Source organism: Micromonospora sp. SD19 (assembly GCF_054462275.1).
The window spans coordinates 24,670-48,234 of record NZ_JBTLMN010000014.1 but is presented as its reverse complement, the minus strand read 5'-3'; the positions used below and the strand labels follow the sequence as shown (position 1 = coordinate 48,234).

Below are 23,565 nucleotides of genomic sequence, written 5' to 3'. Positions count from 1 at the left end.
CGAAAAAATTTAGCAACAGCGTTGCGTAATAGGGTGGTGAGATGACTCGCGTCACTGCCGACGTCACCTTCCTGCGCGGCTACAACCAGGCACTGGTCATGGCGGTGGGGCGTACCGCCGGCACCTTCGAGCGCGCCACGGTGGTCGAGGCCACCGGCCTGACGCCACAGGCGGTCTCCAAGGTCATCGCCCGGCTGACCGCCGACGGCCTGATCCGCCCCGCCGGTGTCCGACGTCCGGGCATCGGCAAGCCCGCCGTCGTCTACGAACTCGTCCCGGACAGCCGGTACGCCATCGGCGCGCACGTGGCCCGGCGCACACTGCGGCTCGTCCTGGTCGACCTGGCCGGCACCGTGCACCACTCGGCGGTCAGCCCGCTGCCCCGCGACTTCACCCCGGAGCAGCTCCTCGACGCCCTGGCCACCGGCGTCGACACGATGGCCGGCGTCGGCGACCTGCGGGGCCGGCTCACCGGGCTGGGCATCGGCATGATCGGCCCACTCGACCACGCCAACGGCCTGGTCCGCGACGCCCACGGCCTACGGCACTGGCACGACGTACCGCTGCGCGAGATCGCCGAGAAGCACCTGGGCCTCCCCGTCCACCTGGACAAGGACGTCACCGCCGGGATCACGGCGGAGGCCTGGCGGCACGGCGCGACGTTCGGCGACGCGGCCCTCATCATGGTCGAGTCCGGCATCGGCGCGGGCTTCTGGCTGGGCGGCGCGACCCACCGTGGGGCGCACACCAACGCGGGCGAATTCGGCCACACCGTCGTCGACCTGACCGGGCCCCGCTGCGTCTGCGGCCGGCACGGGTGTCTGGAGATCGTGCACCAGCACGCCGCCGAGGCCGGGGACGTCGCACACGCCGCCCGGGTGCTGGCCGTGGGCGTGGTCAACCTGCTCCAGACCCTCGATCTCGCGCACGTGGTGCTGGCGGGCGCGGACCTCCTCCGGCACCCGCAGACCTACCTCTCGGCGGTCACCGGGGCCGTGCAGGCCGACGCACGGCGTGCGGCCTGGCTCAGCACGAGGGTGACAGTGTCCAGCCTGGGCGCGGACGTGATCGCCGCGGGCGCCGCGATACAGGTCCTCGACCAGCACTACGGCATCCCGGCGCTGGCAGCGAGCTGACCACCGACCACCGGCACCGCTACGAGTCCGGTGTACCGGTGTCCGTGTAGGCGCAACCGCTGGCCGGGCCCTCGCTGAGCGCGATGACCCTGTCGAGCCGCTCGCGCGCCTGCTGGAGTTGGGTGATCTGCCGCTCGATGCGGTCGCGTTCGGCGCGGAGCATGGCCCGCGACTGCGGTGTGTTGACCTTCGCGTCGACGCAGGGCAGCAGGTCCAGGATGGTCCGGCTGGACAGGCCGGCGGCGTACAGCATCTGGATCAGGCGTACCCGGTCGATGGCCTCGTCGAGGTAGTGGCGCTGGCCGCCACCGCTTCGGGCGGCGGTCAACAGGCCCTGCTCCTCGTAGTAGCGCAGGGCTCGTACCGACACCCCGGTCTTCGTGGCGAGTTCCCCGATCCGCATGGACCCCTCCCCCGGCTGGTGACGGCAGTCACCCAACCTCGCCCCTCACATGAACGTCAGGTTTCACCGTAGCTCGTATGGTGCTCGTCCCCAACCCGGCCGGGAGCCCGTCAGGCAGGCGCCGCGACGGCGCGGTGCCTCACTGGCAGACCCGCCACTCGCCGTCCTCCTTGACCAGCGTCATCACCTGGCTGAACTGCGCGCCGGTGACCTCCTGGACCGCCTCGACGTGGGCGGTCGCGGTGACCCGACCGTTGTAGTTGCTGACGTTCACCCCGGTGATCTCGTAACTGCGGACCTTCAACTGCGCGCCCTGGACCCGGGCGAAGTAACGCAGCACAACGCCAGCAGGGCGCCGACGACGATCAGGACGGTTCGAAGCGTCCGGTTGGGCCTCGGGCCGGGCACCATCATCGGCTCGTACGTCATGGCCCGGAGGGTAGAGCCGCCGGACAAGCGGTGCGTCCGCCGACGGACGCCGGTTGGTTCAGCCGCCGGCGGCGGACGGCCCCGGCGTCGGTGCACCGTCCGCTACCGCGCGGGCCGGCGGCGCCGCTCGAAGATCCGTGGGTACGGGTAGTGCGCTGCCCTTGATGAACTGGGCCCAACTGGTGTTCCAGGCCGTCCAGCCGTTGCCCGGCTGGAGCCGGACCTCGGTGCCGGTGACGGTGACCAGGTCACCGACCTGGGTGACGCCCATCAGCCAGTCGGCGTTGGCCGGCGAGATGTTCGTGCAGCCGTGCGAGACGTTCCGGTGTCCCTGATCCGACACCGACCAGGGCGCCCCGTGGATGAACTCGCCGCCCCAGGTGAGCCGTTGGGCGTCAGCGACGTCCACCACGTAGCCGCCGTTCGGCTCGCCGCGCGTGTCGAACGTGGTCTGCTGGTGCTTCTCCATGATCACCATCTTGCCGCTGGACGTGGGGGTGCCCCGCTTGCCCAGGCTGACCGGGATCGTGCGGATCAGCTTGCCGTCGCGCAGCACGCGCATCTGCTTGGTGGCGTTGTCGATGTCGAGCGCCACCTGCCGTCCGATCCGGGACGTCGCGGTGCGGTCGGCGTCACCGACGTGACTCCCGCCGATCGGCAGACCCGCCAGGCCGGCCCGGACACTGATGGTCGTGCCCGGCCGCCAGAGATCGCGAGCCCGGTAGTATACCTGACTGCCGTCGTCCACCCAGGACCACACCCCCGGCTGGGGTGGGTTCGTGGTGACGAACAACCGACGCTGCACGTCGGCGCGGGCCTCGCGGGCGATGGGTGGCTCGAAGCCGATGGTCACTGGCATGGCAGTGCCGTAGGTCCGCTTGTCGGCGATGGACAACGTGCTGGTCACCTGCGGCTTCGTCGACGCCGCCGCAGTGGTGAAGGTGGTGGTGCGGGTGGTGGTCCGCCCGGAGTCGGCGGTGGCGGTCACCATCGCGGTGTAGGTGTGCCGCGGCCGCAGCGCAGCGGTCGGCACCCAGGCCGAGCGGTCTTCCCGTGGCTCCGCGCTGACCAGCGTGCCGGTGTCGTCGACAAGGCGTACGGCGGTGATCTTCCCGCCCGTGACGAGCGGCACCACCTCGGCGCTGAGCGGCACGTCCCGGGACAGGTCGGCGGGCGCGACGGTCAACTCCGGCGCCGGGGCCACGCGCTCGGCGGGGCGGGCGGCAGGCTTCCGCTCGGCGGTGCACCCGCCGAGGACCAGAGGTGTCGCCGCGACGGTCACCGCCACCAGCGCCATGCGCCTTCGTATCCCCATCCACCGTCCCCCGGCCTTCGTGTTCTCCGTGGCGGCAATTCTCTCCGCGCCGACGACGCGGTGCGCTGTTTCTCGGGAATCACGCAACGAAGGTGGGACCGTCCGGCGGAGACGGCCGCCGGTGCGCCGCCCTTTCGTGACCCGCGGGACAACGAAGCGTGATGGTGCCATGGAATGCTGCCGACATGCGGAGAAGACGACGTCCATGGATTCTGCTACCGCTCCCCCTCCTCCTGCTGACCGCCTGTACCCCGGCGGATGAGCCGCTGGTCGCTCTCGCCGTCCAGGATGGCCGACCGGTCGGCGTGCTGGTCACCTGCGACGACGATTTCGCTCAGCTCGACGTGTTCGAGAACGACCACCCCAACGATGCGTCCGCTCGCCCCTTCATCAGGTGGAAAGTCACCGGCCGGCCCACGACCGAGGTCGTGGAGGTCGCCCTGCTGGGCCAACCGCCACAGGGCTGGGAGGTCGCTGACCCTGTCGACCTTCCGGCGGCCGAGGCAGGCATGGACGTGGACGTCGAGCCACTCACCGAACTTCGACCCGAGGTCACCTACAGCGTCAGCGGGTCGAGTCGCCGTGACGCCATCTCGGTGGACTTCACCCTCGCGGACCTGCCGCGCATCGGGCCGGACCAGGTGCTCGCGCCGCACGGACGTGACTCGACGAAGCTCGTCTCCCGGGACGCGTTCCTGCGCAAGGCGCGCGACAGCTGCTGACCGGGCCCCGCCGACCGGCCCGGAAGGTGGAGTGCCGCCGCAGCCGCCGATTACAGTTTTTCGAAGAGAGACAGAGAATTGAGACGGAGTCGACATCGAAACGACTCCACAAAGCCGAACAGGCAATCGCTGAGCGCTATTTAAGCGAGAATTAATCGTTTCAGTAGGAAACGAGCAGGGGGCCGACTCGTATTCTTCGGGCTCGGAAGAAAGGTGCGCCCCCATTGATGAATCACCCATCCACCCCTCGACACCGCCGTTGGGTCACCGCCCTGCTGGTGGTGAGCGTGGCGCTCGTCGGCGGCTGCAAGGAAACGCCGGCCGCTCCTGGCGCGTCCGGCCCGTCCAGCGGCACCGGCACCGGCTCGCCCGGCCCGGCCGCGCCGACGGCCACCGCACCGGGCGGCCTGTCGGCCACAGCGGGCGCCCCGGGCCCGTCGGCCACCCCGTCCGCGCCGGGCACACCGGCGACCCCGGCGACCAGCACCGCCCCACCCACCGTCTCCGGCGGCTGGATCACCATCGACGCGGCCGCGCAGGCCGCCGCGACGAAGGCGTTCTTCGCCCGCAAACCCAAGCCGGTGACCGGAAACCCGGTCGCGGTGCCCGAGTTCAACGTCGGCTGTACGACCAGTCACCACAACAGCGACGACCCGATCGTGCTGCCCAAGTTGGTGGGCGCCTCGCACAACCACACCTTCTGGGGCAACAGGTCGACCGACGCCACCTCGACCGCCGAGTCGCTGCGGGCGTCGAAGGCGACCACCTGCAACTCGCCTGACGACCAGTCCGCCTACTGGGTGCCGACGATGTACCAGAACGGCAAGGTCGTGGACCCGAAGGAGGTGACCGTCTACTACGGTTCCCGTCTGAAGGACCCGAGCAGAACCCAGCCCTTCCCGTTCGGCCTGCGAATGATCACCGGCGACGCCAAGAACCAGGTCGACACCGCGGACAAGCAGGGTAACCATTTCTGGTGTGCCGGCATCGGCGGCGAGATCGGCCGCAGCGCCGACAAGACGTTCCCGGTCTGCGCCAAGACCGCGAACATCGTCCGGCAGATCACCTTCCCGGACTGCTGGGACGGCAAGCACCTGGACAGCCCCGACCACAAGGCACACATGGCCAACGGGGACCACACCGGGGCCTGCCCGAAGAGCCACCCGGTGCCCGTGCCGTCGGTGTCCTTCGTGATCTCGTACCCGTTGAGCGCGAACACCGACGGCATCACCCTCGCCTCCGGCACGTCGTTCTCCATGCACGCGGACTTCTTCAACGCGTGGCGGGACGAGGCGCTCGCCGCACGGGTGCGCAACTGTCTCGACCAGGGCGTGAAGTGCGACTCGGCAGGCAACTTCTGAGCTGACCTGGCCCGGCCGAGCGTCGCGGGTCAGCGGTCGGAGAGCGGCGAGGTCTCCGGTGGATGGTTCGGCGATCCTGCCGAACCGGGCACCGGAGACCTCGCGCCAGCCGGGTCAGAAGGTGGCGATCGGGTTGACCGGGCTGCCGGACGTGCCGGCGAAACGGACCGGCGCGACCGCCAGTTGGAAATCCCACTGGCCGAACTCGGTGGCCGTCGCCGCGCACGCCTCCAGGTCGCAGTTGTCGAGCAGCCACAGGCCCATCGCCACGAGGCTCACGGCGTGGACCGGCATCAACACGGCGTCGTACCCCGAAGGCTGAACGTCCTGGGGGGTGTCGGCGCCGATCAGCGCGACGCCGCGTTCGTGCAGCCACGGCAGGCAGGACGCGTGCCAGCCCGCCTGGGTGAAACCGCTGGCCGCGCCGTTCTCGTGCCGGAAGCGGCCGTAGCCGGTACGCAGAAGGACCGCGTCGCCGGGTCGCACCCGCACGCCCTGGCGACGCTCGGCCTCGTCGAGATCGTCGGGAAACACCCCCTGCCCCGGCGTCAACCATGGCACATCGCGGGCCGCCGCCACGTCCAGCAGGACACCCCGGGTGACGATCCCGTCCGCCGCCGCCGTGACGGCCGCCCACGCCGAACCCGTCGCGGCGTCGACAGACGAGTGCGGCCGTCCGTTGTACAGGGCGCCGTCCCAGAAGATGTGGCACGGCGAGTCGAGGTGGGTGAGGGTGTTGCCGTGGAACGTGATGCCGAGCCGCTCGGATGAGAAACCCCAGTGCCGGTCGGCGTGGAAGTGCGCCGGCATGTTCTCGGCGCCCGGCATGTCGGCGGCGCACGGGCAGACCGTCGTCGACCGGTCCATGTCGCCCGGTACGGCGACCTCCCACGCGCAGGACACGCTTCTGCCGTGGCGTACGGCCCGCGCCGCCGCCAGCCGCACGTCGTCGGTGATGTGGTTCAGCGTTCCGCGCTCGTCGTCGTCGCCCCACCGTCCCCAGTTCGACAGCGTGTCGAAGTATCCGAGCACGTCGTCCTGGGTCGGGATCGGTCGCCCGGTCGTCATCCCCGCATCGACTCCTCTGCTCACGTGGTGCGCGACACCGCGGCTCAGGGTATCCGGCCGCGACACAAGCACAGGCCGGGTGGCGGCACGGGTCCGGCCAGGGCGTCGGTCGACTAGGGCTCGGCTCGGGCGGACCGGCACTGTTGCGGCACTGCTGGATTCGGCAGGTCGGCATCCCTGGTCCAGCCGAGGAACCGGCGGTGCAGCACCCCGGCCGGTGTCCACGGCATGTCCTCGGTCGCCTGCACGAGGTAGGACCCGAGGTAGAGAGTCAGCGACACGGGGGCATCCGCATACTCCGCCCGCAGCTCGCGCTTGCGGGTCCGGCAGGGCCAGGGCAGGCCGCAGCCTCCGCAGCTCCAGATCGGCATGACCGGACCGTGCACGGTCACCGCACACCCGCCAGGAAGCGATCCGTGATCGCCCGTGCCTGCCGGCTGGTCGCCCAGTCCACCTGCCAGCACGGGTACGGCGTGAGCCGTGCCCACCACGCCCGGCAACCAACACACATGCCGTCCAGCCCTCGGACGTGCACCGCGATGATCGCCTGCTCCTGGCCGCCGTTCACTCCTCACCCACCTGCGGCCAGTGACCCCGACTGATCGGAATCCGGTGCCGGCCACGGCAGGGCAGGTCGGCTCCGCAGCGGCAGATGCGCCGCCAGAGCTGCCACGACCACACCGGCCGATGCCGCCGGGCAAAAGTCAACGCGGTGGCCGAGAGGTACTCGTCGTACGAGACGCGCCGCATGCGCCCTCCCTCGTCGATCAGGAGGGCGGCATCATCGCCCTCTCCTGAGGGGGACGCGGCGACCAGGCGATTGCCGCACCGCCCGCCGCATCCCGTGAGGGCGACGCTACGTACCGTCGCAGTGCGGAATGGGTAAGGTTCCTACCCCTTAGATCACGAGACCAGGCCAACCTTCACCGCGAGGTCACGGGCATCATCGCGGGTGGACCGCGGGCCGTCGAGCAGGTCCAGGGTGATCTGTCGGGCGTACCCGTTGAAGCGGATCGTCTCCGGGGCCGACTCGTACGCCTGACGGAGGGTCGCCACGGCCGTTTCCTTGTCGTCCTTGCCGTAGTGCGCCCGCGCGACCTCGATGAGATGGCGTGCCCGGCGCGGCCTCGACGGAATCGCCGCCGAATCGTGGCGGCGTGCCTGCCGAACCGCCTCACCCGACTTCTGCAACTCCACCGCCACGGTCACCGCGTGAGCGCCCATGATGACCTGCGAGAACGACGTCTGCGGCTGGTAGAAGCCCTGCGGCAGTCGCTGCGCCACCCGGTCCGCGCGATCCCAGTACCGCCAGGCCCGCCCTTCCTCACCGGCGCGGGCGGCGGTGTAGGCAGCCTCGAAGTTCAACGCACCCCACAGCGCCAACAGGTTCGTGTTCCCGTCGGCCGTCCGCGGTTCCAGCACCGACAGAAGGTCCAGGGTCACCACCATCGCGGTGTCCCAGTCCCCGGCATCCCGATGCACCTGGCACAGGAACCACCCCGCGCACGCCAGCGCCTCCGGATCGCCGGACTCCTGCCCCGCCACCATCGCCCGGTCCGCGACCCGCCACAACAACTCCGCAGCGGGTTGGTAGGCAAGGAACATCTGCGTCAACCCGAACGCCTGCGCCAACAGGGCCTGCGCCTGCCGACGCTCATCACCCTCGTACGCCAACGCGGCGCGCTGCACGTCGCGCAACAGCCCCGGCAACAACCCGCCCAGCACCGTACGGTGATCCGACGCCTGATGACGCGCCCGCCACGCCATCGCAAGCCGACCCCTCAGGCTCGTCAACGACTCCGGAGAAGCCTCATCGGAAACTGCGAAACGGTTCACCGCATCCCGGACCGACGCCAGCGCCGGATGCTCCGGCCCGTTGACCACAGCAGACCGGGCGCCCAACTCACCGGCCAGGGCAGACACCTCGACCTTGAGCGCACGCGCGATGCGATCCAGCATGTGAATGCGCGGCGGCAAAATGCGATCGGTCTCCACTGCCTTGACCCACTCAGCGCTGCGCCCGACCAACCCACCGAGCACCGCACGGGTCTTTCCGGACCGCTCCCGGTAGACCTTCAACCGCTGCCCGAAGGTCAACTCCGGCAAGGAATCCATCACGGGCCTCCTCGTAGCGCAGGACAGACCATCGGCGGCCAGGCCGCCGTCACCAAACACTAGCGGGCTGTCCGCCGCCTGATAGCCCGACACAATTCGCGCGCTGCCAACACCACCCTCCATGCCGATATCCAAGTCCCTGGAAACACCACGCAAGCGCAGCTCGCGACGGTCCGGCCCGATACGACGGCGGTGGCCGGTCACCCCCGATTCCGGGTGACCGGCCACCGCCGCGTCGATGAGCTAGAGCCGGGCGGCACCCGCCTCGGTGGCCTCCTGTACGGCCGAGGTACGGCGTACCTCGGCGCGCTCGTCGCCGGCCTCCTCGCGGTCCGGTGCGGCCACCCGCGCCGCCCGGTTGGTGGTGGCCGCGGCCTGGTCACCGGTCACGCCGCCACGGATCCGGTTGTTCGCGGCGACCTGGGCGGCCGGGTCGTTGGACGTCACTGCCAGCTGACCGTTGATGATGTTGTCGTCGACCGTGACGCCACCGGTCGTGCTGGTGACGCTCACGTCCCCGCCCCAGTAACCGCCGGAGGCGCAGCTGTCGAGGGTGCCGTTCGGGCCGAGCTGCACACCACCCAGGTTGCCGGCGAAGGTGGCCCGGCCCTGGACGGCACTGCCACACACCACACTGCCGGTGGCGCTGTTGAGCACCGACAGCGTGCCGTCGACGAACGAGTCGTGCAGGTCGGTGTAGTAGGTGCCGGTGCTGCTGACGTTGCGCTGCACCTGCGTGCCCCGGTCCAGCCGGACCTCACCGGCACTGACGTTGACGTGCCCGCTGACCGTCGACGCCTCGGCGAAGAGGAAACTGTCGATGGTCGTGGAGCCCTTCGGCCGGACGGTGAGAGTGCCGGTGCTCGCGTCCTTCAGGAAGATCCCGTAGCCCCCGGCGGCGAGCACCACCTGGCCGGCGACTGTCGTCTCGGTCGCGTCCAGGTACCCGTCGGCCGCGACGCGTACCTCGCCGCTGATCCGGCCACCGGTCACCACCAGGTTGCCGCCGGCCGCGACGGTGACGTTGCCGGTGATCGTGGTGCCGGTCAGCGCGCAGGACTCGCCGGCGGGCACGAGCAGGTCGTTGGGCACGGTGACCGCACCGCCGGTACCGATGCAGTGGGTGACCAGGTCGGCGTGTGCGGTGGGCGCCACGGCCAGCACCGAGGCCGCGATGACGGCGCTCACGGTGGCCAGCTTGGCGACGGTACGTCCGGGCATCGTGTTTCTCCCTGTCGATGAGGTTCGAGGACTCATGCGCCGACGTCCGATCGGGCCGCGGCCCGGACGATGGCGCCCTGCTGCCGCCGGTCGAGCGTGCCACCGGTCACCAGCGCGGCGGTGACCGCTTCGACGTGCCGGACGAATTCGGCGTGGCCGGGGTAGTCGGCGTGTTCGTCGATCAGATCGTTGATGGTGCAGCCGTCGCCGGTGTCGACGTTGCGGACACCGGTGTCGTCACCGTCGATGACCACCGTGGCCCGGGTGTCGGACTCCGGGCAGGCGTCGGTGCCGTCGGCCACCACGGTGAACGGTGTCGACTGCTCGGCTGCGGCGTTCCCGGCGGTGTCGGTCGCCCGGAAGCGCACCGTGTGCGCCCCGGTGGCGCGAACGGTGACCGGAGTCGAGTACGCGGCCCAGGCACCGGTGTCGAGCGCGTACTCCACGCTCGCCACACCCGAGTCGGCGTCGGTGGCGGTGACGGTCACCGTCGCGCCGCCGACGTACGCGCCGTCGTCGTTGCGGTCACCGGTCACCGTGGCGGTGACGGTGGGTGGGGTGGTGTCGGCGGCCTGCGGCTCGACGATGGTGAAGTGTTCCATCTGCTCGGCCGAGGTGTTGCCGGCGACGTCGGTGGCCCGGTAGTGCAGCATGTGCATCCCGACCGCGGTCACGACGATCGGGTTCGTGTACGCGGTGAAGGCAGCGCCGTCCAACGAGTACTCGATGGTGGCGACACCGGATCCGGCGTCGGTGGCGGTGAGCGTGGCGGTGGCCGTACCGACGTAGTTGCCGTCGCCGTCGCGGTCGCCGGCCAGCGTGGCCTTCACCTCCGGCGCGGTGGTGTCCTGCTCCCCGGCCTCGACGATCCGGAACTGCACCGAGCCGACGGCGCTGGTGTTGCCGGCCTGGTCGGTGGCGCGGAACTGCACCGCGTGGTCGCCGACCGCTGTTACCCGCACCGGTTCGGTGTACGGGTGGAAGCTGGTGTCGTCGACCTGGTACTCGACGGTCGCGACCCCCGAGTCGGCGTCGGTGGCCGTCACCGTCACGGTGGCCGCGCCGAGGTAGTTGCCGTCCTGGTCCTGGTCGCCGGAGACGGTGCCGGTCACTGTGGGCGCGGTGGTGTCACCGCCCCCACCGCCGTCGGTGACCACCAGCTCACCGACCATCGAGCTGTGGCCGGGGATCGAGCAGAAGTACCGGTACCGGCCCGGGGTCAGCGTCACTGTCGCCTGGTGGCGGCCGTCGTTGGCGTCGAACGGGCTGGCCAGGATGTTGACTGTGACGTCGTGGTTGTAGCCCTCGGTGCTGGTGTCGAAGGTCAGGGTGTGCGGCATCCCGGTGGTGTTGCCGGTGGCCGCGCTGTTCTCCCAGATGATCGTGGTCGCCCCGGCCACCGCCGTGGTGGGCGCGGACTTGTAGCGGGTGATGCTGTCGTCGGCGGTCCAGGTCAGCACCTGGTCGGCGGCGACGCGCGGGGCGGCGGAGGCGGGCACCGCTGCCAACGGGATCACCGTGAGCAGGAGCGCCGCCAGCGCGGCCTTCAGTCGTCGGGTCATCGTCTCTCCTAGAGTTCCCGCACGCGGATGTTGCGGAACTCGGCCAGGTCGTTGTCACCGTGGTTCTGCAGGCCGATGAAGCCGCGCAGGAACTGCCGCAGGTCCGTCGGTGGGTCGCCGGCACGCGACGACTGCTTGCCCGGGGTGTTGTCGAACTCGTTGATCACCACACCGTTGCGGATCATCGTGTAGTGCTGCCCGACGGCGCGGATTTCGTAGTCGTTCCACTCGTTCTTCGGGGTGACGCCGGCCTGGGCCAGCGGCACCGGGTCGAAGTTGTAGACCGAGCCGGTCTTCTGCGGTTCACCGGTGTCACCGTCGTAGATCTGGATCTCGTGTCCGCAGTAGATCGCCATCCAGGCCTGCGAGGTCCGGGCCGAGCCGACGGTGCCGCAGCTGCCCGGCGGTCGCTGGTCGAGGGGGGTTCGCAGGTCCGGGAACCGGATGAAGACGCCGGTGTTGGCCCGGCCGGTGCCCGGGGCAATGTCGCGGAACTGCACCTTCAGCGAGAAGTCGCCCAGCTCCTTGGTGTGCCAGAGCATGCCCATGCCACCGCTGGAACGCAGCGACCCGTCCGGTTCGATGCCGAACTTCCCGTCCGGCGCCTGCTGCCAACCGCGCAGCGACTCGGCGGTGCCGTCGAAGAGCGGCTCGTACCCGGTGTGGCCGTCCCGGCCGATCTCCGACGCGGCGGCCAGCCGGGTGAGGGTGCCCGCCTCGCGGGTGCTGAGCAGGTCGTCGTCCTGCAACGAGCGGGCCACGGCGGTCACGTGCCGGACGAAACCGTTGTGGTCGGCCCAGGTGCTCTCGTCGTCGATCAGGTCGTTGGCCGTGCAGCCCTGCCCGACAGTGCGACTGGGCACCCCGGTGTCCGTGTCGCCGAGCCACACGTTGGTCCGGTCGTCCGGCACCGCGCAGCCCACCGTGACAGTGCTCTGCACCGTCGCCGTCTCACCGTCGGCGTAGGTGACGGTCAGTTTCGCGGTGTAGGTGCCGACCCGGGCGTACACGTGCCGGGGGTCCGCCTCGGTCGACGTGGCGCCGTCGCCGAACTCCCAGCGGTGGCTGACGCCGCCGGAGCGGGAACCGGTGAAGGCCACGGTCAGCGGCTTGTTCTGCACGGCGACCGAGGTCGCCGCCGGTGCCGGGGTGGGCGCCCCGCCGGTGTAGGTGATCCGGATCAGTTTCTGGTTGGCGTGCAGGCTGAAGAACCCGCCGCCGTAGTCGAGCAGGTAGAGCGCGCCGTCCGGGCCGAACTTGGCGTCCATCCAGCTCTGCAACCTGGTGTCGCCGTTACCGCCCGGGATGATGGCCCGCAGCGACTCGGCGTACACCGGTGGGGCGGCCTGTGGCACGCCGGCCGGGTCGACGGTGACCGCCACCCGGTTGGCGGCGTTCGACTGGTCGCCGATGAACCACTTGCCGTCCCAGTGCTCCGGCCACGCCACGCCGCTGTCGGTGTCGACGAGGTCGCGGTGGTACGTCGGACCGGACATGATGGCCTGGCCGCCGCCGCGCAGGTACGGCTGGGTGTAGGTGGCGTCGGCCGCGACGTAGGTCGGCAGGCCGCTGCCGTCGGTGCGCTTCGGAAAGACCGGGCCGCCGCCGTCCGGCGAGTACCAGATCATGTTGTCCCGGGCCGCCGGGATGTCCTCCAGCCCGGTGTTGCGCGGCGAGGTGTTCTTCAGGTTGTCGCAGTCGTACCAGCCGGTGAGCACTGTGGCGTCGGTGTTGCTGCGGTCGCGGTACGGCTGCCGGTTGCCCATGCAGTACGGCCAGCCCTGGTTGCCGGCCGAGGTGATGATGGTGGCCGTCTCGTACTTCGCCGGGCCGAGGGTGGGGCTGGGCGACGAGGCGTCCGGGCCGACCCAGCCGGCGGTCAGCCACTGGTGCTTCGGATCGATCTGGAGGCGGGCGATGTTGCGCACGCCCATCACGTAGATCTCCGGTCGGGTCTTCTCGGTGCCCGGCGGGAACAGGTTGCCCTCCGGGATGGTGTACGTGCCGTCCGGCTCCGGGTGGATCCGGATGATCTTGCCGGCGAGGTCGTTGGTGTTACCCGACGTGCGGCGGGCGTCCTGGAACGAGATCCCCTCGTACTCCTGGGTCCAGTTGTTGCCGGCGTAGCCCTGCGACCCCTCGGAGGAGTTGTTGTCGCCGGAGCCGACGTAGAGGTTGCCCTTGGCGTCGAACGCCATGCCGCCACCGGCGTGGCAGCAGCTGTGGACCTGCACGGGGAACTGCAACAGGTCCTTGCGGGTGGCCTGGTCGATGGTCTGCGCCTGACGGTCGTAGGTGAACCGCGAGATGGTGCGCTGACCGACCCGCTTCACCCGGTCGACCGACTCGTGCGGCATCCAGTAGACGTAGAGCCAGCCGTTCTCGGCGAACGCGGGGTCGGGCACGATGCCGAGCAGGCCCTCCTCGTTCTTCACCAGCTCGGAGCCGCTGCCCCGGTTGCCCATCACCTCCAGGGTGGTGAGCAGCTTGACCTGCTTGGTCCGCGGGTCCCAGGAGTGGATGGTGCCGCAGCCCAGGCCGACGTTCGGGTTGTTCCAGTCCGCGATCGGGCCGCTCGGGCAGGCCGCCTTGCCGACGTAGAAGACGGTGCCGTCGGGCGTGATGGTGAGCCCGTGCGGCTCGCCGATCTGGTCCAGCTGACCGGTCTGGTTGGCGGCGGTGAGGCGCTCCACCTTGTAATTCGACGCGATGGTGGCCTGGCAGTCGCCGCGTACCCGACCGGTGGTCCAGTTCAGCGCCCCGGTGAGGTGGGTGCGGAACGCCTCCTCCCCGTAGCTGCCCTCGGTGTGGCCCATGCCGGTGTAGAACGACCGGCCGCCGTCGTAGTCCCGGCACCAGGACACCGGGTGGAACGGGCCGTTGGCGGCCGCCCCCGGGTTGTAGTGCCGCTCCTCCACCTGGGCGAGCGTGTGCACCGTACCGATCGGGTTCGGGTCCCAGTTCTCCCAGCGGTCGGACCGGGTGATGGTCATCGGCAGCGACGCGGTGGCCGGGTGCTTGCGGTCCAGGATGTTCACCACCGCGCGGTTCACCGCGGGCGGCTCCGGGGCGGTGGTGCTGCCGGTGAACAGGCGCAGGTCGGCGAGTTGGACCAGCGGCTCTCCGCTGTTCGCCGTGACGTTGAGCCGGTAGCGGGTGAACTCCTGCGGCGTGGCGATGTCGAACCGGCGGGTCTGGAAGCGGTCCGGGAAGGTCTGGCCGGTGCGACGGTCCAGGTCGGTCCAGCTCTGCCCGTCAGTGGAGCCCTGCAGGGTCCAGTCCTTCGGGTCCCGGCCGGCCGAGTCGTTGGCCGACGTGAGCGCGTACCCGGTGACCCGCTTCGGCGCGGCCAACTCGTACGCCACCCAGCCGGTCGGGGTGCGGACCAGCCATTTCGTGTTGGCGTCGCCGTCGGTCAGCTTCTCCTTGGTCTCGTTGGGCGGGTTCTCGCCGCTGGCGGTCACCCGGGCCACCGGCTCGGCCACCGGGATGGCGCCGGCCGGTCGGGTGCCGATCAGGCCGGTGAACCACGTGGAGTCGACCTGGGCGCGGGCGGCGTCGGCGATGCCGACGAAACCGCCGCCGGCCTTCATGTAGCTCTGTAGCGCCGACTCCTGGTCGCGGTTGAGCGCGGCGCCCGTCGCGGAGAGAAAAACCACGCTGCGGTACGCGGACAGCCCCGCCGTGGTGAACACACCGGGGTCGGTGGTGGCCGTGACATCGATGTCATGACCGGCAGCAAGCTGTTTGATGGTGTCGACCGCACGGGACACCGGGTCCTGCTGCTCGGCCACCGGCCCGTGGAACACCAGGACAGCTGTCCTCTGTGGTTGCGCCGCCTGCGGGGCGGCGGCCGTTCGTGGCGCGGCGGCGGCCGCGGCCGTCGTCGTCGCCGGGAGCAGTGTCGCGAGGGCCGCTAAGGCGGCGAGGGTTCGTCGTAGGTTTCTGGTCATGCCCGTCCCCACTTTCGGTTCGGTCAGCTTCCGTGCGTGTGGGTGTGGCCCTGGAACCGGTGGATGGCCTCTTCGGCGCCCGGCGGCATGCTGCCGTCGGCGTTGCGCACCAGGAAGATCCCGGCCATGCCGCCGTCGGAGTGCGTCTGCACGTGGCAGTGGTACATCCAGGCGCCGGGTCCGACACCCTCCCCGGCCAGCACCTGGAAGCCGAACGAGCTGCCGGGGTTGAGGTCCTTGTTGTCGACCACCAGGCTGGGGTCGCTCGGCCCCTCCAACATCCCGGTGCGGTTGTCCGCCCACCGGTGCGCGTGCAGGTGGAAGGTGTGGAACAGGTTGCCGTGGCCGATGGCGATCCACTCGACGCGCTCGCCCAGGTTCGCCTCGAACATCGGGGTCGCCGGTGCCATCTTGTTGTTGATCATCATGTCGTGGAACACGGCGGTGAACTGCTTCGACGGCAGGATGTCGCCGCGCCGCCGGACGATCAACGCGCCGTAGAGCCCCTTCGCGACACCGCCGGTGCCGTGGTCGGTGCCCATCGCGTGATCGTGGTAGTGCCAGTAGCCGGCGCTGCCGGGCATGTACCGCCGGCCCGCCGCGGCCACCATCTCGTGCGAGCGCCAGACGTACGTCCGGGTCTCACCGGGGTTGTTGAACGAGGCGTTGAACGGGCTGCCGTCGGATTCGGTGCTGTAGTCCACCCCGTGCGGGTGGATGGAGAGCCGCTGGTCGGTGGTGTTGACCAGGGTGATCTCCAGGGTGTCACCCTCGTACATCTCCAGGATCGGGCCCGGAACGGTGGCCTGACCGGGTGTCAGGCCGTACCCGAACAGGTTGCCGGGCAACTGCTCGGCGTAGATGGTGATCTTCTTGGTGACACCGGCGGCGGCCCGGGCGGGGCTGCCGCCGAACGCGCTGCCGATCGCTGGGGCGGACGCGCCCAGTGCCCCGGCGGCGAGCGCACCGGTGGCGATCAGCGATCTACGGGACAGGTGGCGGTGAGGGCCACCAGCGTGATCGTCCATGGGTCTCCGTTCCCGACCGGGCGAAGACGCGACGAGGGCAGGGTGCATCGACCCGAGCACGGGGGCGGTGGCACGACTGAGGGTGAGGCTCGTCGCGTACTTTGCTCGGAAGACTCAAAGCTTTCGATGGATGACAGCAACTTATGTAATCCATCGACGAAAGTACAGCTCTGATTGCAAAAAGATTACCTTGACATCACGACGTCTGTCGATTGACATGAAGCTGACACACAAGCGGACGCCGGGCTGCCGTCACTGCGGCAACCCGGCGTCAGCCGTCCGGAAGATGTCTGTCAGAGCTGGTGGCGGTCGTCCGCAGGCAGGCTCGGGGCCTGCGGTGGCTCGGGCGCCTGGTCCGGCTGGCCGAGCTGTGCGACGTGGGTCGGGTCGAGGACCCGGGAGAGGAACGCGCGGGTCCGTTCGTGCTTCGGCGCGCCCAGCACCTCCTGCGGCGGCCCCTGCTCGACCACCACCCCACCGTCCATGAAGACGACCCGGTCGGCGACGTCACGGGCGAACGCCATCTCGTGGGTGACCACCATCATCGTCATGCCGTCCTCGGCCAGCTTGCGCATCACGGTGAGCACGTCGCCGACGAGTTCCGGGTCGAGCGCCGAGGTCGGCTCGTCGAACAGCATCAGCTTCGGCTCCATCGACAGCGACCGGGCGATCGCCGCGCGCTGCTGCTGCCCACCGGAGAGCTGGGCCGGGAAGGCGTCGGCCTTGTCGGTCAGCCCGACGCGCTCCAGGTTGGCCCGGGCGATCCGCTCGGCCTCGGCCCGACCCCGCCGGAGCACCCGACGCTGGGCGATGGTGAGGTTGTTCAGGACGGTCAGGTGCGGAAACAGGTTGAACGACTGGAAGACCATGCCGATACCACGGCGGACCTGGTCGATCTCGACGTCCGGGTCGGTCATCTCGACCCCGTTCACCCAGATCGTGCCGGCCGTCGGCTGCTCCAGCAGGTCGACGCAGCGCAACAGTGTCGACTTGCCGGAGCCGGACGGCCCGATGACGCAGACCACCTCGCCCTGGCCGACCTCGAAGTCGATGCCCTTGAGCACCTCGAGCGGACCGAAGGACTTGTGCAGGTCGCGGATCTCCACGGCGGGGCGGGAAGGCGTGGTCGTCATGGGGTCACCGAGCCTTCGCGTAGCGGAGTTCGAGGCGTCGTACCACCTGCGACAGCGGCAGGGTGATCACCAGGTAGGCCAGGCCGGCCACCAGCAGTGGTGTCGCGTTCACCCGGTCGTTGAGCATGTCCCGACCGAACTTGGTGATCTCGATGGTCTGCGCCGTCACGCCGAGCACGTAGGCCAGTGACGAGTCCTTGGTGAGCAGGATGAGCTCGTTCGTCAGTGGCGGGATCACGATCCGGAACGCCTGCGGGATGACGATCGTGCGCATGGCGGTGAAGTGCGACATGCCGAGGGTCCGCGCCGCCTCCATCTGCCCCTTGGGAACGGCCTGGATGCCGGCCCGGATGGTCTCGGCCATGTACGCCGCGGCGGTCAACCCGAGGCCGATAGCTATCGAACCGAACACCCCGCCCGGAATCTCGCGCTCCGGGAAGGCGATCGGGATGCCGTACCCGACGAGGAAGAGCACCAGCAGCGCGGGCAGACCCCGGAACAGCTCGATGTACGCCGTCGCCACCCAGCGGTACGGCGCCACCCGGGACAGCCGCATCAGCGCCAGGATGGTGCCGAACACGAGGCCGAAGGCGAACGCGCCGAGCGTGTAGAGGACCGTGTTGCGCAGCGCCACGGTGATGATCGTCGGGAACATCGACGTGATGATGTCGACGCGGAAGAACGCGTCGGCCAGCCTGCCCCAGTCCGCGGCGAAGGCCACCACGGCGATGACGGCGATGAAGATCAGGTACTGGATCCCGAGGGACAGCCGCTCCCGCTGGCGGCGTCGCAGCTTCACGTTGGCTCGTTGCCTTCCCGGAGGTCTACCGACACGGAGGGCGCGCGGGACGCGCGCCCTCCGGTACTACGTGGTGCTCAGGCGCTCGGCCGGCTCTGCGGCTCAGGCGTTCGGCCGCTTGCCGATCCACTTCTCGTAGATCGTGTCGTACGTGCCGTCCTGCTTGGCCTTGGCCAGCACCTCGTTGATCTTCTTGAGCAGCTCCGGGTTGGCGTCCTTCTTGACCGGGAAGCCGTACTGCTCGCCGGTGTCGAACTCGGCGGCGACCTCGAACCCGCCCGGGTTCTTCTTCAGGTACTCGGTCCAGACCGGCAGGTCGTTGATGGCGGCCTCGACCTGGCCGTTGGCGACGGCCTGCTGCAGGGCGGCGAGGTCCTCGAACTCGACCAGCTTCAGGCCCTTCTCCGCCTCGAGCTTCTTGGCGTAGTCACGACCGGTGGTGGCCGCCTGGACGCCGAGCTTCTTGTCCCGGAGGTCGTCCAGCGACTTGTACGTCTTGCCGGTCTTCACCAGCATCGCCTGGGTGGCGTCGAAGTAGGGATCGGAGAAGTCGATGACCTTCTTCCGCTCCTCGGTGATCGTCATGCCGGCGGCGGCCGCGTCGCACTTGCCGGTGTTGAGGTCCTGGCCGGACTTGATCCCCTCGAACGGGGTGTCGATGATCGTCTGCTCGACGCCGAGCTCCTTGGCGACCAGGTCCATGATCTCGACGTCGAAGCCGGTCACCTTGCCGCTCGCGTCCTTGGACTGGAACGGCGGGTACGGCAGGTGGGTGCAGACGGTCAGCTTGCCCGCCGCGACCAGCTTGACGCCGCTGGCCTGGACCTCACTGTCGTCCTTCTTCGCGCAACCCGCGGTCAGTGCGAGGGCGGCGACGGCCACGACGAGGCCGGCCTGACGGACGGCGCTTGGGAACCTCACGGCTGTGTCCCTCCGATTCGGCTTCCCTTGCACAGAAAGCCAATCTGGTTCATAGACTTTGCGATAAGCGACCGTACCCGATCGGGCGCGTCGCCCCCAGATCACGCCGTGGTCACCCGGGCGACGCGACACCTGGGTCACCGCCGGCGAACCGGACACTCACGCAGCAACCTGCCTCAACCACCGGTTCCCTCGGCCGCCCCGTCCGGGGTGAGGGCCCCACCGTGCGGGTCTGTGTCCAGGAACACGTGCTGGTGGCCGTGGCCGGCGTCGACGCTGACCTGGTCGAGCTGGGTCGCCGCCACCGACCAGATCGTCGCGGCCTCGGCCGCCTGCCGGGCCGCGACATCCAGCACGGCCGCCCGCTGCGCGGCCGGAACGCCGGCGGCCAGCGCGTACGCGTCGACAGCCAGCGACGCCTGCTGGACCGCTGCGCGCAGCCCGCCGCGCGCCACGTTGGTGGCGGTGGTCCCCGACGGCGGGTCGGCGAACGGTTCGGCCGCCCGGCGCATGACCTCCTGCCACTGGCGGGTCTGCGCGGCGTCCGGTGCGCGTCCGCCGGTCGTCTCCGTCTTGATGGCGGCCAGGACCGGGGCGACCTGGTCGCGGACGCGCCGCGCGGTCTCGGTCAACTCCACGATCTGCTGGGCGTCCCGCTTTGCCTCGGCCTGCTTGATGCTCGCGATGGTCGCCTCGGTGGCGTCCGGACGGCCCACCTGGTAACCGACCAGTCCACCGAGCAACGCGGTGACCAGTGCGATCACGCCCGCGACGGCCGCGTACCGCGCGGTGCGGCGACGACCCACAGCGGCAGTGTCCAACTGGTAGGAGGGTCGGCCGGTGCGGCGCGCCATCGCATCTCCTCACATCGATGGGGTGGGGCCAAAGATTAGCCGCCCCTCGTGACGTCAGTCGATAGCGCCGCCGATACCCGCACCGGCACACCCGTGTCGGCGGGAACCGCTAGACCGGATAGCCCCACTCGACCAACGGCTTCTCCAGCACCCGTTCGATGGCGGTGACCTGCGCCGGGCTGAGTTCGTCCCGGTACGCCTCCGCCCGCCCCACCGTGAAGTCGTACCGGGAGAAGCCCTTCTCGAAGGCGGTCGACCAGCGCAGACCGAGGAAGTCGAGCATCCGGGCGACCTGCTCACGTGGCTGCTCGACCAGGTCCTCGTAGCGCACGTCGAGCCACTGGTCGGCCGGGTGCCGCAGCCGGGCCTGGGCGAAGGCCTCCATCAGCATCTTCCACCCGAGCGCGGCGAGCACCGGGAACGAACGGCCGGACTCGATCCACTCCTCCCGCAGGTCGGACGGGAGCGGGCCGTAGATCCAGTTGTCCGGCCCGCGCCACCCGTCCCACCAGCCCATCTGGAGCCACGAGTTGGCCACCGCGCGGCCGTCGCGGACCACGTTGACCACCCGCAGATCCGGGTACGCGGCGTGCAGCAGACCGGTGCGCGGCCACCCGGTGACGTGCTGCACCAGCTGTTGACAGCCCTGCCGGGCGATCCGCTCGTCGAAGAAGGCCCGCAACCGTCGGGACACGAACGGCGTCAGGTCCTCGGCGACCAGGTCCCGGCACGGTCGGGAGAAACCGGCGAGCACCTGCCGGTCGAGCAGGTGGTACGCCTCCGACGGCGCCACCCGGAGCCGACCCCGCTCCAGCAACCGTCGACTGTGTCGCAGCGAGGTCATTCCCGCCGGGCGCGGTGCCGAGCGCCGGTAGAGCAGGCCGTTGAACCTGCCCTTGGGGTTGAGCCGGGCCAGTTTGTCGTCCAGGCCGGAGACGAAGCCGACAGCGGGATGCCGGGAGAGCAACTCCTGGACCAGTGTCGAACCGCAGCGACCGGTGCCCACCACCAGTGAGAGCATCGTTCAGCCTTCCTGCCGGGTGGCGGGTGACGGGGAGACGGCCGGGTCCGCGGCGCGGCGGACGGCTGACGAGGTGGCCGCCGGGTGGCGTAACGGGTAGCCGAAGCGGGTCAGGGCCACGGCGGTCAGCCCGGTCACCACCGCGTACGCGCGGGTGGTGAGCCCGGTCAGCCACTCGGTGTCGGCGACCACCTCGACCAGCCCGGTGCGGTGCCGCGAGGGGTTGCCAGCCACCGAGTGGGTCGGCCTGAGCCGCACCGTGGCCGGCGTCGGGAACGGAAGCTCGTCGGGGGTCGCGCCGACGAAGCCGGCGATCTGGGCGGTGGTGCCCGCCGGGTCGGCCACGAAGTCCTCGTACCGCACCCGCAGGTAGCGGCCCGGCGCACCGCGGCGACCACCCCACAGGCGTACGGTCGCGGTGTTCCAGACCAGCCAGAGCAGCGCGGCCTTGCCGACGGGTGGTCGGCTCATCAGCTGGTCGTCGGCGGGACCGTCCAGGAGGCGTCGACGACGCCAGGAGTACGCGGTCGCGCGCGGGTCACGCACCACGTGCAGGACGTACAGGTCGATGCCGGGCAGGCTGCCGAGCAGGGCGCCGTACGGCGGCAGCTTGGAGGAGTCGACGATGACACCGTCGGACCGGCCGGGCAGTGCGTGTTCGGCGATCGAGGCGTAGAGCCGGGCCAGGTGCCTGTCATCGGGGTGGCCGGGGACCGGCGGCTGGCCGCGACGGTGGCGGCGCAGCAGCGCTGGCAGCCGCCGCAGCCGCAGCCGCTGGGCCAACCGGGCGGCGATCCCGGCCGGGTCGGCGTCGCTCAGGTCGGCGCGCACCCGGGCCCAGAGCGGGCAGTCGACCACCGGGGAACCGCAGCCGCACTGCCGGTTCTCCAGGATGCCGCGCCGCCACAGGTACCGCAGCTCGCCGGCCGCGAAGAAGCCCGGCAACTGGCCCAGGACGGTGGTCACCAGGGTGCTGCCGCTGCGACCGCTGCCGGCGAGGTAGAGCACCCGTACCCGGCTCACCGGGCCGCTCCCCCACCGGCCGTGGCGCGACCGGTCCGCCGCCGCGCCGGCAGCGCCGCGGCGGCCTCGGCGTACAGCCCGCGAATGCGCTCCAGGTGCCGGTCCGGCGCGAACTGGGCGGCGATCTTCGTGCGGCCGGCCCGGCCCATCCGGTACGCCCGCTGTGGGTCGGCCAGGATGTCGGTCAGCGCGGCGGCGAGGGCGGTGGGCTCGTCGGCGGCGACGATGCGCCCGTCCACCTCGGACTCGACCAGCTCGGGCAGCCCACCCAGATCGGTGGTCACCACCGGGACACCGCAGGCGAACGCCTCCAGCACCGCCATCGGTTGGTTCTCGTGCCACCGGGACGGGACGGCGACCACCGCCGCCGACCGGATCAGCTCGTGCAGGCGGGGCTTGTCGAGCCGACCGTGGAACCGGACCCGGCCGGGCACCCGCCGGGCGGCGAGCGCCTCCATCTCCGGGCGGGCCGGCCCGTCCCCGGCGACGTCCACGCCGACCCCGTCCGGCAGCGCGGCGGCGGCCTCGATCAGCACGTCGACGCCCTTCTCCGGGGCCAGCCTGCCGGCGAAGACGACACCGCCGCCGGGCGTCTGCTTGGCGGTGACACCGGTCAGGTCGACGAAGTGGTTGACCACCCGCAACCGGTCCGGGTAGACGCCCGCGCGGCGCATCACGTCGGCCAGGAACCCACTCGGGCTGACGAAGAGCTGCACCGGGTCGTACGCGTTGAGCCGCCGGTGCAACCAGGACTCGACGGCGAGCAGACCGCTGCGTGACAGCGAGCCGTCCTTGCAGCGGCGGCGGGCCGCCTGCAACGGGCCACCGGTGACGCACGCCTGGCAGGGCCGGCCCCGGTCCAGCAGTTGGTAACTCGGGCAGGCGAGCTTGTAGTCGTGCATGGTCAGCACGCACGGCACCCCAGCGGCGCGGGCCGCGGCGAGCACCGACGGGGAGAGCTGGTGGTAGATGTTGTGCAGGTGCAGCACGTCCGGCCGGAAGTCGTCGATCACCTGGGCCAGTCCGCGCCGGCTCGTCGGCGACCACAGCATCCGCCCGACGGCCACCGCCCGGGGCCGAACCCCGCTCGGCGCCGGCTCCAACTCCACTTCGGACGGGAACCGCGCGGCGTACGGCAGCGGCGACTCGTTCTCCGGGTGGCTCATGCCGAAGTAGGCGACAGTGTCGCCGGCGGCCCGTTGCAGGTCGGCGAGATCGAGCAAGTACCCCTCGGCACCGCCACGGCGGTAGAGGAACTTGTTCACATGCAGCACGCGCATCGACTCGGCCTGCTCACGTCGATCGGGCGAATCGGGCCCCGAGGTGATGACCGAGATCCGCCCGCCCCGGCCACGGCCCACGGTATGCAGGCCGGGTCAGCGAGTCCAGTTCACATTAGCCATGTGGCTGAACGGGTGATCTTCGTCTGCCCGTGCGGTCCGCAGCCTGGCCTCCCGCCATGATCTCCCGATAGCCTGGCTGCCGCCGGTCGTACCCGCTC

The 23,565-nt window shown here is 70.4% G+C and carries 22 protein-coding genes; 3 read left to right on the top strand and 19 right to left on the bottom strand.

Annotation, left to right across the window (positions count from 1 at the left end; genetic code table 11):
* Positions 1–41: 41 nt before the first annotated feature.
* The gene (locus ACX27O_RS30810) at positions 42–1,136 is read left to right on the top strand and encodes an ROK family transcriptional regulator (protein WP_030337650.1); all 1,095 of its coding nucleotides are present in this window, start codon (positions 42–44) and stop codon (positions 1,134–1,136) included.
* A gap of 19 nt (positions 1,137–1,155) precedes the next feature.
* Here ACX27O_RS30810 and ACX27O_RS30805 read toward each other — a convergent pair whose 3' ends face one another.
* From ACX27O_RS30805 to ACX27O_RS30795, 3 genes are all read right to left on the bottom strand, one after another.
* Positions 1,156–1,539, bottom strand: coding sequence for a MerR family transcriptional regulator (locus ACX27O_RS30805; protein ID WP_030337651.1), 384 nt, complete (start codon positions 1,537–1,539; stop codon positions 1,156–1,158).
* Between the two features lie 139 nt (positions 1,540–1,678).
* Positions 1,679–1,879, bottom strand: coding sequence for a nuclear transport factor 2 family protein (locus ACX27O_RS30800; protein ID WP_210866860.1), 201 nt, complete (start codon positions 1,877–1,879; stop codon positions 1,679–1,681).
* 147 nt (positions 1,880–2,026) lie between these two features.
* The gene (locus tag ACX27O_RS30795; protein WP_458940499.1) at positions 2,027–3,283 is read right to left on the bottom strand and encodes a L,D-transpeptidase; all 1,257 of its coding nucleotides are present in this window, start codon (positions 3,281–3,283) and stop codon (positions 2,027–2,029) included.
* Positions 3,284–3,468: 185 nt separating this feature from the next.
* On the opposite strand from ACX27O_RS30795, the gene ACX27O_RS30790 reads away from it, so the two are divergent.
* Both ACX27O_RS30790 and ACX27O_RS30785 read left to right on the top strand, forming a co-directional pair.
* Positions 3,469–4,005, top strand: a complete 537-nt coding sequence (locus ACX27O_RS30790) for a hypothetical protein (protein ID WP_458940498.1) — start codon at positions 3,469–3,471, stop codon at positions 4,003–4,005.
* 227 nt (positions 4,006–4,232) lie between these two features.
* Positions 4,233–5,366, top strand: coding sequence for a DUF1996 domain-containing protein (locus tag ACX27O_RS30785; protein WP_458940497.1), 1,134 nt, complete (start codon positions 4,233–4,235; stop codon positions 5,364–5,366).
* Positions 5,367–5,480: 114 nt separating this feature from the next.
* Here the strand turns inward: ACX27O_RS30785 and ACX27O_RS30780 are convergent, their stop codons facing one another.
* The 16 genes from ACX27O_RS30780 to ACX27O_RS30705 form a co-directional block, all read right to left on the bottom strand.
* The gene (locus ACX27O_RS30780; protein ID WP_458940496.1) at positions 5,481–6,434 is read right to left on the bottom strand and encodes a cyclase family protein; all 954 of its coding nucleotides are present in this window, start codon (positions 6,432–6,434) and stop codon (positions 5,481–5,483) included.
* Between the two features lie 113 nt (positions 6,435–6,547).
* The gene (locus tag ACX27O_RS30775) at positions 6,548–6,805 is read right to left on the bottom strand and encodes a hypothetical protein (RefSeq protein WP_247681203.1); all 258 of its coding nucleotides are present in this window, start codon (positions 6,803–6,805) and stop codon (positions 6,548–6,550) included.
* 17 nt (positions 6,806–6,822) lie between these two features.
* Entirely contained in the window at positions 6,823–7,002 is a 180-nt protein-coding gene (locus tag ACX27O_RS30770) for a hypothetical protein (protein WP_210863138.1), read from the bottom strand.
* Positions 6,999–7,184 (bottom strand): hypothetical protein, encoded by a 186-nt coding sequence (locus tag ACX27O_RS30765; protein ID WP_210863136.1) that lies wholly within the window; start codon positions 7,182–7,184, stop codon positions 6,999–7,001. Before ACX27O_RS30765 ends, ACX27O_RS30770 begins: the two co-directional genes overlap by 4 nt.
* A 153-nt stretch (positions 7,185–7,337) precedes the next feature.
* Positions 7,338–8,549, bottom strand: a complete 1,212-nt coding sequence (locus ACX27O_RS30760; RefSeq protein ID WP_458940526.1) for a helix-turn-helix domain-containing protein — start codon at positions 8,547–8,549, stop codon at positions 7,338–7,340.
* A 243-nt stretch (positions 8,550–8,792) separates the two neighbouring features.
* Positions 8,793–9,770 (bottom strand): hypothetical protein, encoded by a 978-nt coding sequence (locus ACX27O_RS30755; protein WP_030337662.1) that lies wholly within the window; start codon positions 9,768–9,770, stop codon positions 8,793–8,795.
* A gap of 32 nt (positions 9,771–9,802) precedes the next feature.
* Positions 9,803–11,332, bottom strand: a complete 1,530-nt coding sequence (locus ACX27O_RS30750) for an OmpL47-type beta-barrel domain-containing protein (protein WP_458940495.1) — start codon at positions 11,330–11,332, stop codon at positions 9,803–9,805.
* A gap of 8 nt (positions 11,333–11,340) precedes the next feature.
* Positions 11,341–15,285, bottom strand: coding sequence for a ThuA domain-containing protein (locus tag ACX27O_RS30745; protein ID WP_458940494.1), 3,945 nt, complete (start codon positions 15,283–15,285; stop codon positions 11,341–11,343).
* 23 nt (positions 15,286–15,308) lie between these two features.
* Positions 15,309–16,313, bottom strand: coding sequence for a multicopper oxidase domain-containing protein (locus ACX27O_RS30740; protein ID WP_458940493.1), 1,005 nt, complete (start codon positions 16,311–16,313; stop codon positions 15,309–15,311).
* A 293-nt stretch (positions 16,314–16,606) separates the two neighbouring features.
* Positions 16,607–17,446 carry an amino acid ABC transporter ATP-binding protein gene (locus ACX27O_RS30735; protein WP_030337666.1) on the bottom strand — a complete coding sequence of 280 codons (840 nt, stop codon included), beginning with the start codon at positions 17,444–17,446 and terminating at the stop codon, positions 16,607–16,609.
* Between the two features lie 4 nt (positions 17,447–17,450).
* Positions 17,451–18,245, bottom strand: a complete 795-nt coding sequence (locus tag ACX27O_RS30730) for an amino acid ABC transporter permease (protein WP_030337667.1) — start codon at positions 18,243–18,245, stop codon at positions 17,451–17,453.
* Between the two features lie 102 nt (positions 18,246–18,347).
* Positions 18,348–19,166, bottom strand: coding sequence for a basic amino acid ABC transporter substrate-binding protein (locus tag ACX27O_RS30725; protein ID WP_030337668.1), 819 nt, complete (start codon positions 19,164–19,166; stop codon positions 18,348–18,350).
* Positions 19,167–19,342: 176 nt separating this feature from the next.
* A complete protein-coding gene (locus tag ACX27O_RS30720; protein WP_030337669.1) occupies positions 19,343–20,020 on the bottom strand; it encodes a hypothetical protein in 678 nt (225 codons plus the stop codon).
* A 109-nt stretch (positions 20,021–20,129) separates the two neighbouring features.
* Positions 20,130–21,041, bottom strand: coding sequence for a sulfotransferase family protein (locus ACX27O_RS30715; protein ID WP_210867028.1), 912 nt, complete (start codon positions 21,039–21,041; stop codon positions 20,130–20,132).
* Between the two features lie 3 nt (positions 21,042–21,044).
* The gene (locus tag ACX27O_RS30710) at positions 21,045–22,064 is read right to left on the bottom strand and encodes a sulfotransferase (RefSeq protein WP_458940492.1); all 1,020 of its coding nucleotides are present in this window, start codon (positions 22,062–22,064) and stop codon (positions 21,045–21,047) included.
* On the bottom strand, positions 22,061–23,344 hold the full coding sequence (locus ACX27O_RS30705; protein WP_458940491.1) for a glycosyltransferase family 4 protein: 1,284 nt from the start codon (positions 23,342–23,344) through the stop codon (positions 22,061–22,063). The genes ACX27O_RS30710 and ACX27O_RS30705 overlap by 4 nt, the downstream gene beginning before the upstream one ends.
* Positions 23,345–23,565: the final 221 nt, after the last annotated feature.

What these genes read in the sequence shown, in the direction of transcription:
- ACX27O_RS30810 (WP_030337650.1), top strand. Translation starts at nt 42, where the DNA reads ATGACTCGCGTCACTGCCGACGTCACCTTCCTGCGCGGCTACAACCAG.
- ACX27O_RS30805 (WP_030337651.1), bottom strand. Translation starts at nt 1,539, where the DNA reads ATGCGGATCGGGGAACTCGCCACGAAGACCGGGGTGTCGGTACGAGCC.
- ACX27O_RS30795 (WP_458940499.1), bottom strand. Translation starts at nt 3,283, where the DNA reads ATGGGGATACGAAGGCGCATGGCGCTGGTGGCGGTGACCGTCGCGGCG.
- ACX27O_RS30790 (WP_458940498.1), top strand. Translation starts at nt 3,469, where the DNA reads ATGCGGAGAAGACGACGTCCATGGATTCTGCTACCGCTCCCCCTCCTC.
- ACX27O_RS30785 (WP_458940497.1), top strand. Translation starts at nt 4,233, where the DNA reads ATGAATCACCCATCCACCCCTCGACACCGCCGTTGGGTCACCGCCCTG.
- ACX27O_RS30780 (WP_458940496.1), bottom strand. Translation starts at nt 6,434, where the DNA reads ATGACGACCGGGCGACCGATCCCGACCCAGGACGACGTGCTCGGATAC.
- ACX27O_RS30775 (WP_247681203.1), bottom strand. Translation starts at nt 6,805, where the DNA reads ATGCCGATCTGGAGCTGCGGAGGCTGCGGCCTGCCCTGGCCCTGCCGG.
- ACX27O_RS30765 (WP_210863136.1), bottom strand. Translation starts at nt 7,184, where the DNA reads ATGCGGCGCGTCTCGTACGACGAGTACCTCTCGGCCACCGCGTTGACT.
- ACX27O_RS30760 (WP_458940526.1), bottom strand. Translation starts at nt 8,549, where the DNA reads ATGGATTCCTTGCCGGAGTTGACCTTCGGGCAGCGGTTGAAGGTCTAC.
- ACX27O_RS30755 (WP_030337662.1), bottom strand. Translation starts at nt 9,770, where the DNA reads ATGCCCGGACGTACCGTCGCCAAGCTGGCCACCGTGAGCGCCGTCATC.
- ACX27O_RS30750 (WP_458940495.1), bottom strand. Translation starts at nt 11,332, where the DNA reads ATGACCCGACGACTGAAGGCCGCGCTGGCGGCGCTCCTGCTCACGGTG.
- ACX27O_RS30745 (WP_458940494.1), bottom strand. Translation starts at nt 15,285, where the DNA reads ATGACCAGAAACCTACGACGAACCCTCGCCGCCTTAGCGGCCCTCGCG.
- ACX27O_RS30740 (WP_458940493.1), bottom strand. Translation starts at nt 16,313, where the DNA reads ATGGACGATCACGCTGGTGGCCCTCACCGCCACCTGTCCCGTAGATCG.
- ACX27O_RS30735 (WP_030337666.1), bottom strand. Translation starts at nt 17,446, where the DNA reads ATGACGACCACGCCTTCCCGCCCCGCCGTGGAGATCCGCGACCTGCAC.
- ACX27O_RS30720 (WP_030337669.1), bottom strand. Translation starts at nt 20,020, where the DNA reads ATGGCGCGCCGCACCGGCCGACCCTCCTACCAGTTGGACACTGCCGCT.
- ACX27O_RS30715 (WP_210867028.1), bottom strand. Translation starts at nt 21,041, where the DNA reads ATGCTCTCACTGGTGGTGGGCACCGGTCGCTGCGGTTCGACACTGGTC.
- ACX27O_RS30705 (WP_458940491.1), bottom strand. Translation starts at nt 23,344, where the DNA reads ATGCGCGTGCTGCATGTGAACAAGTTCCTCTACCGCCGTGGCGGTGCC.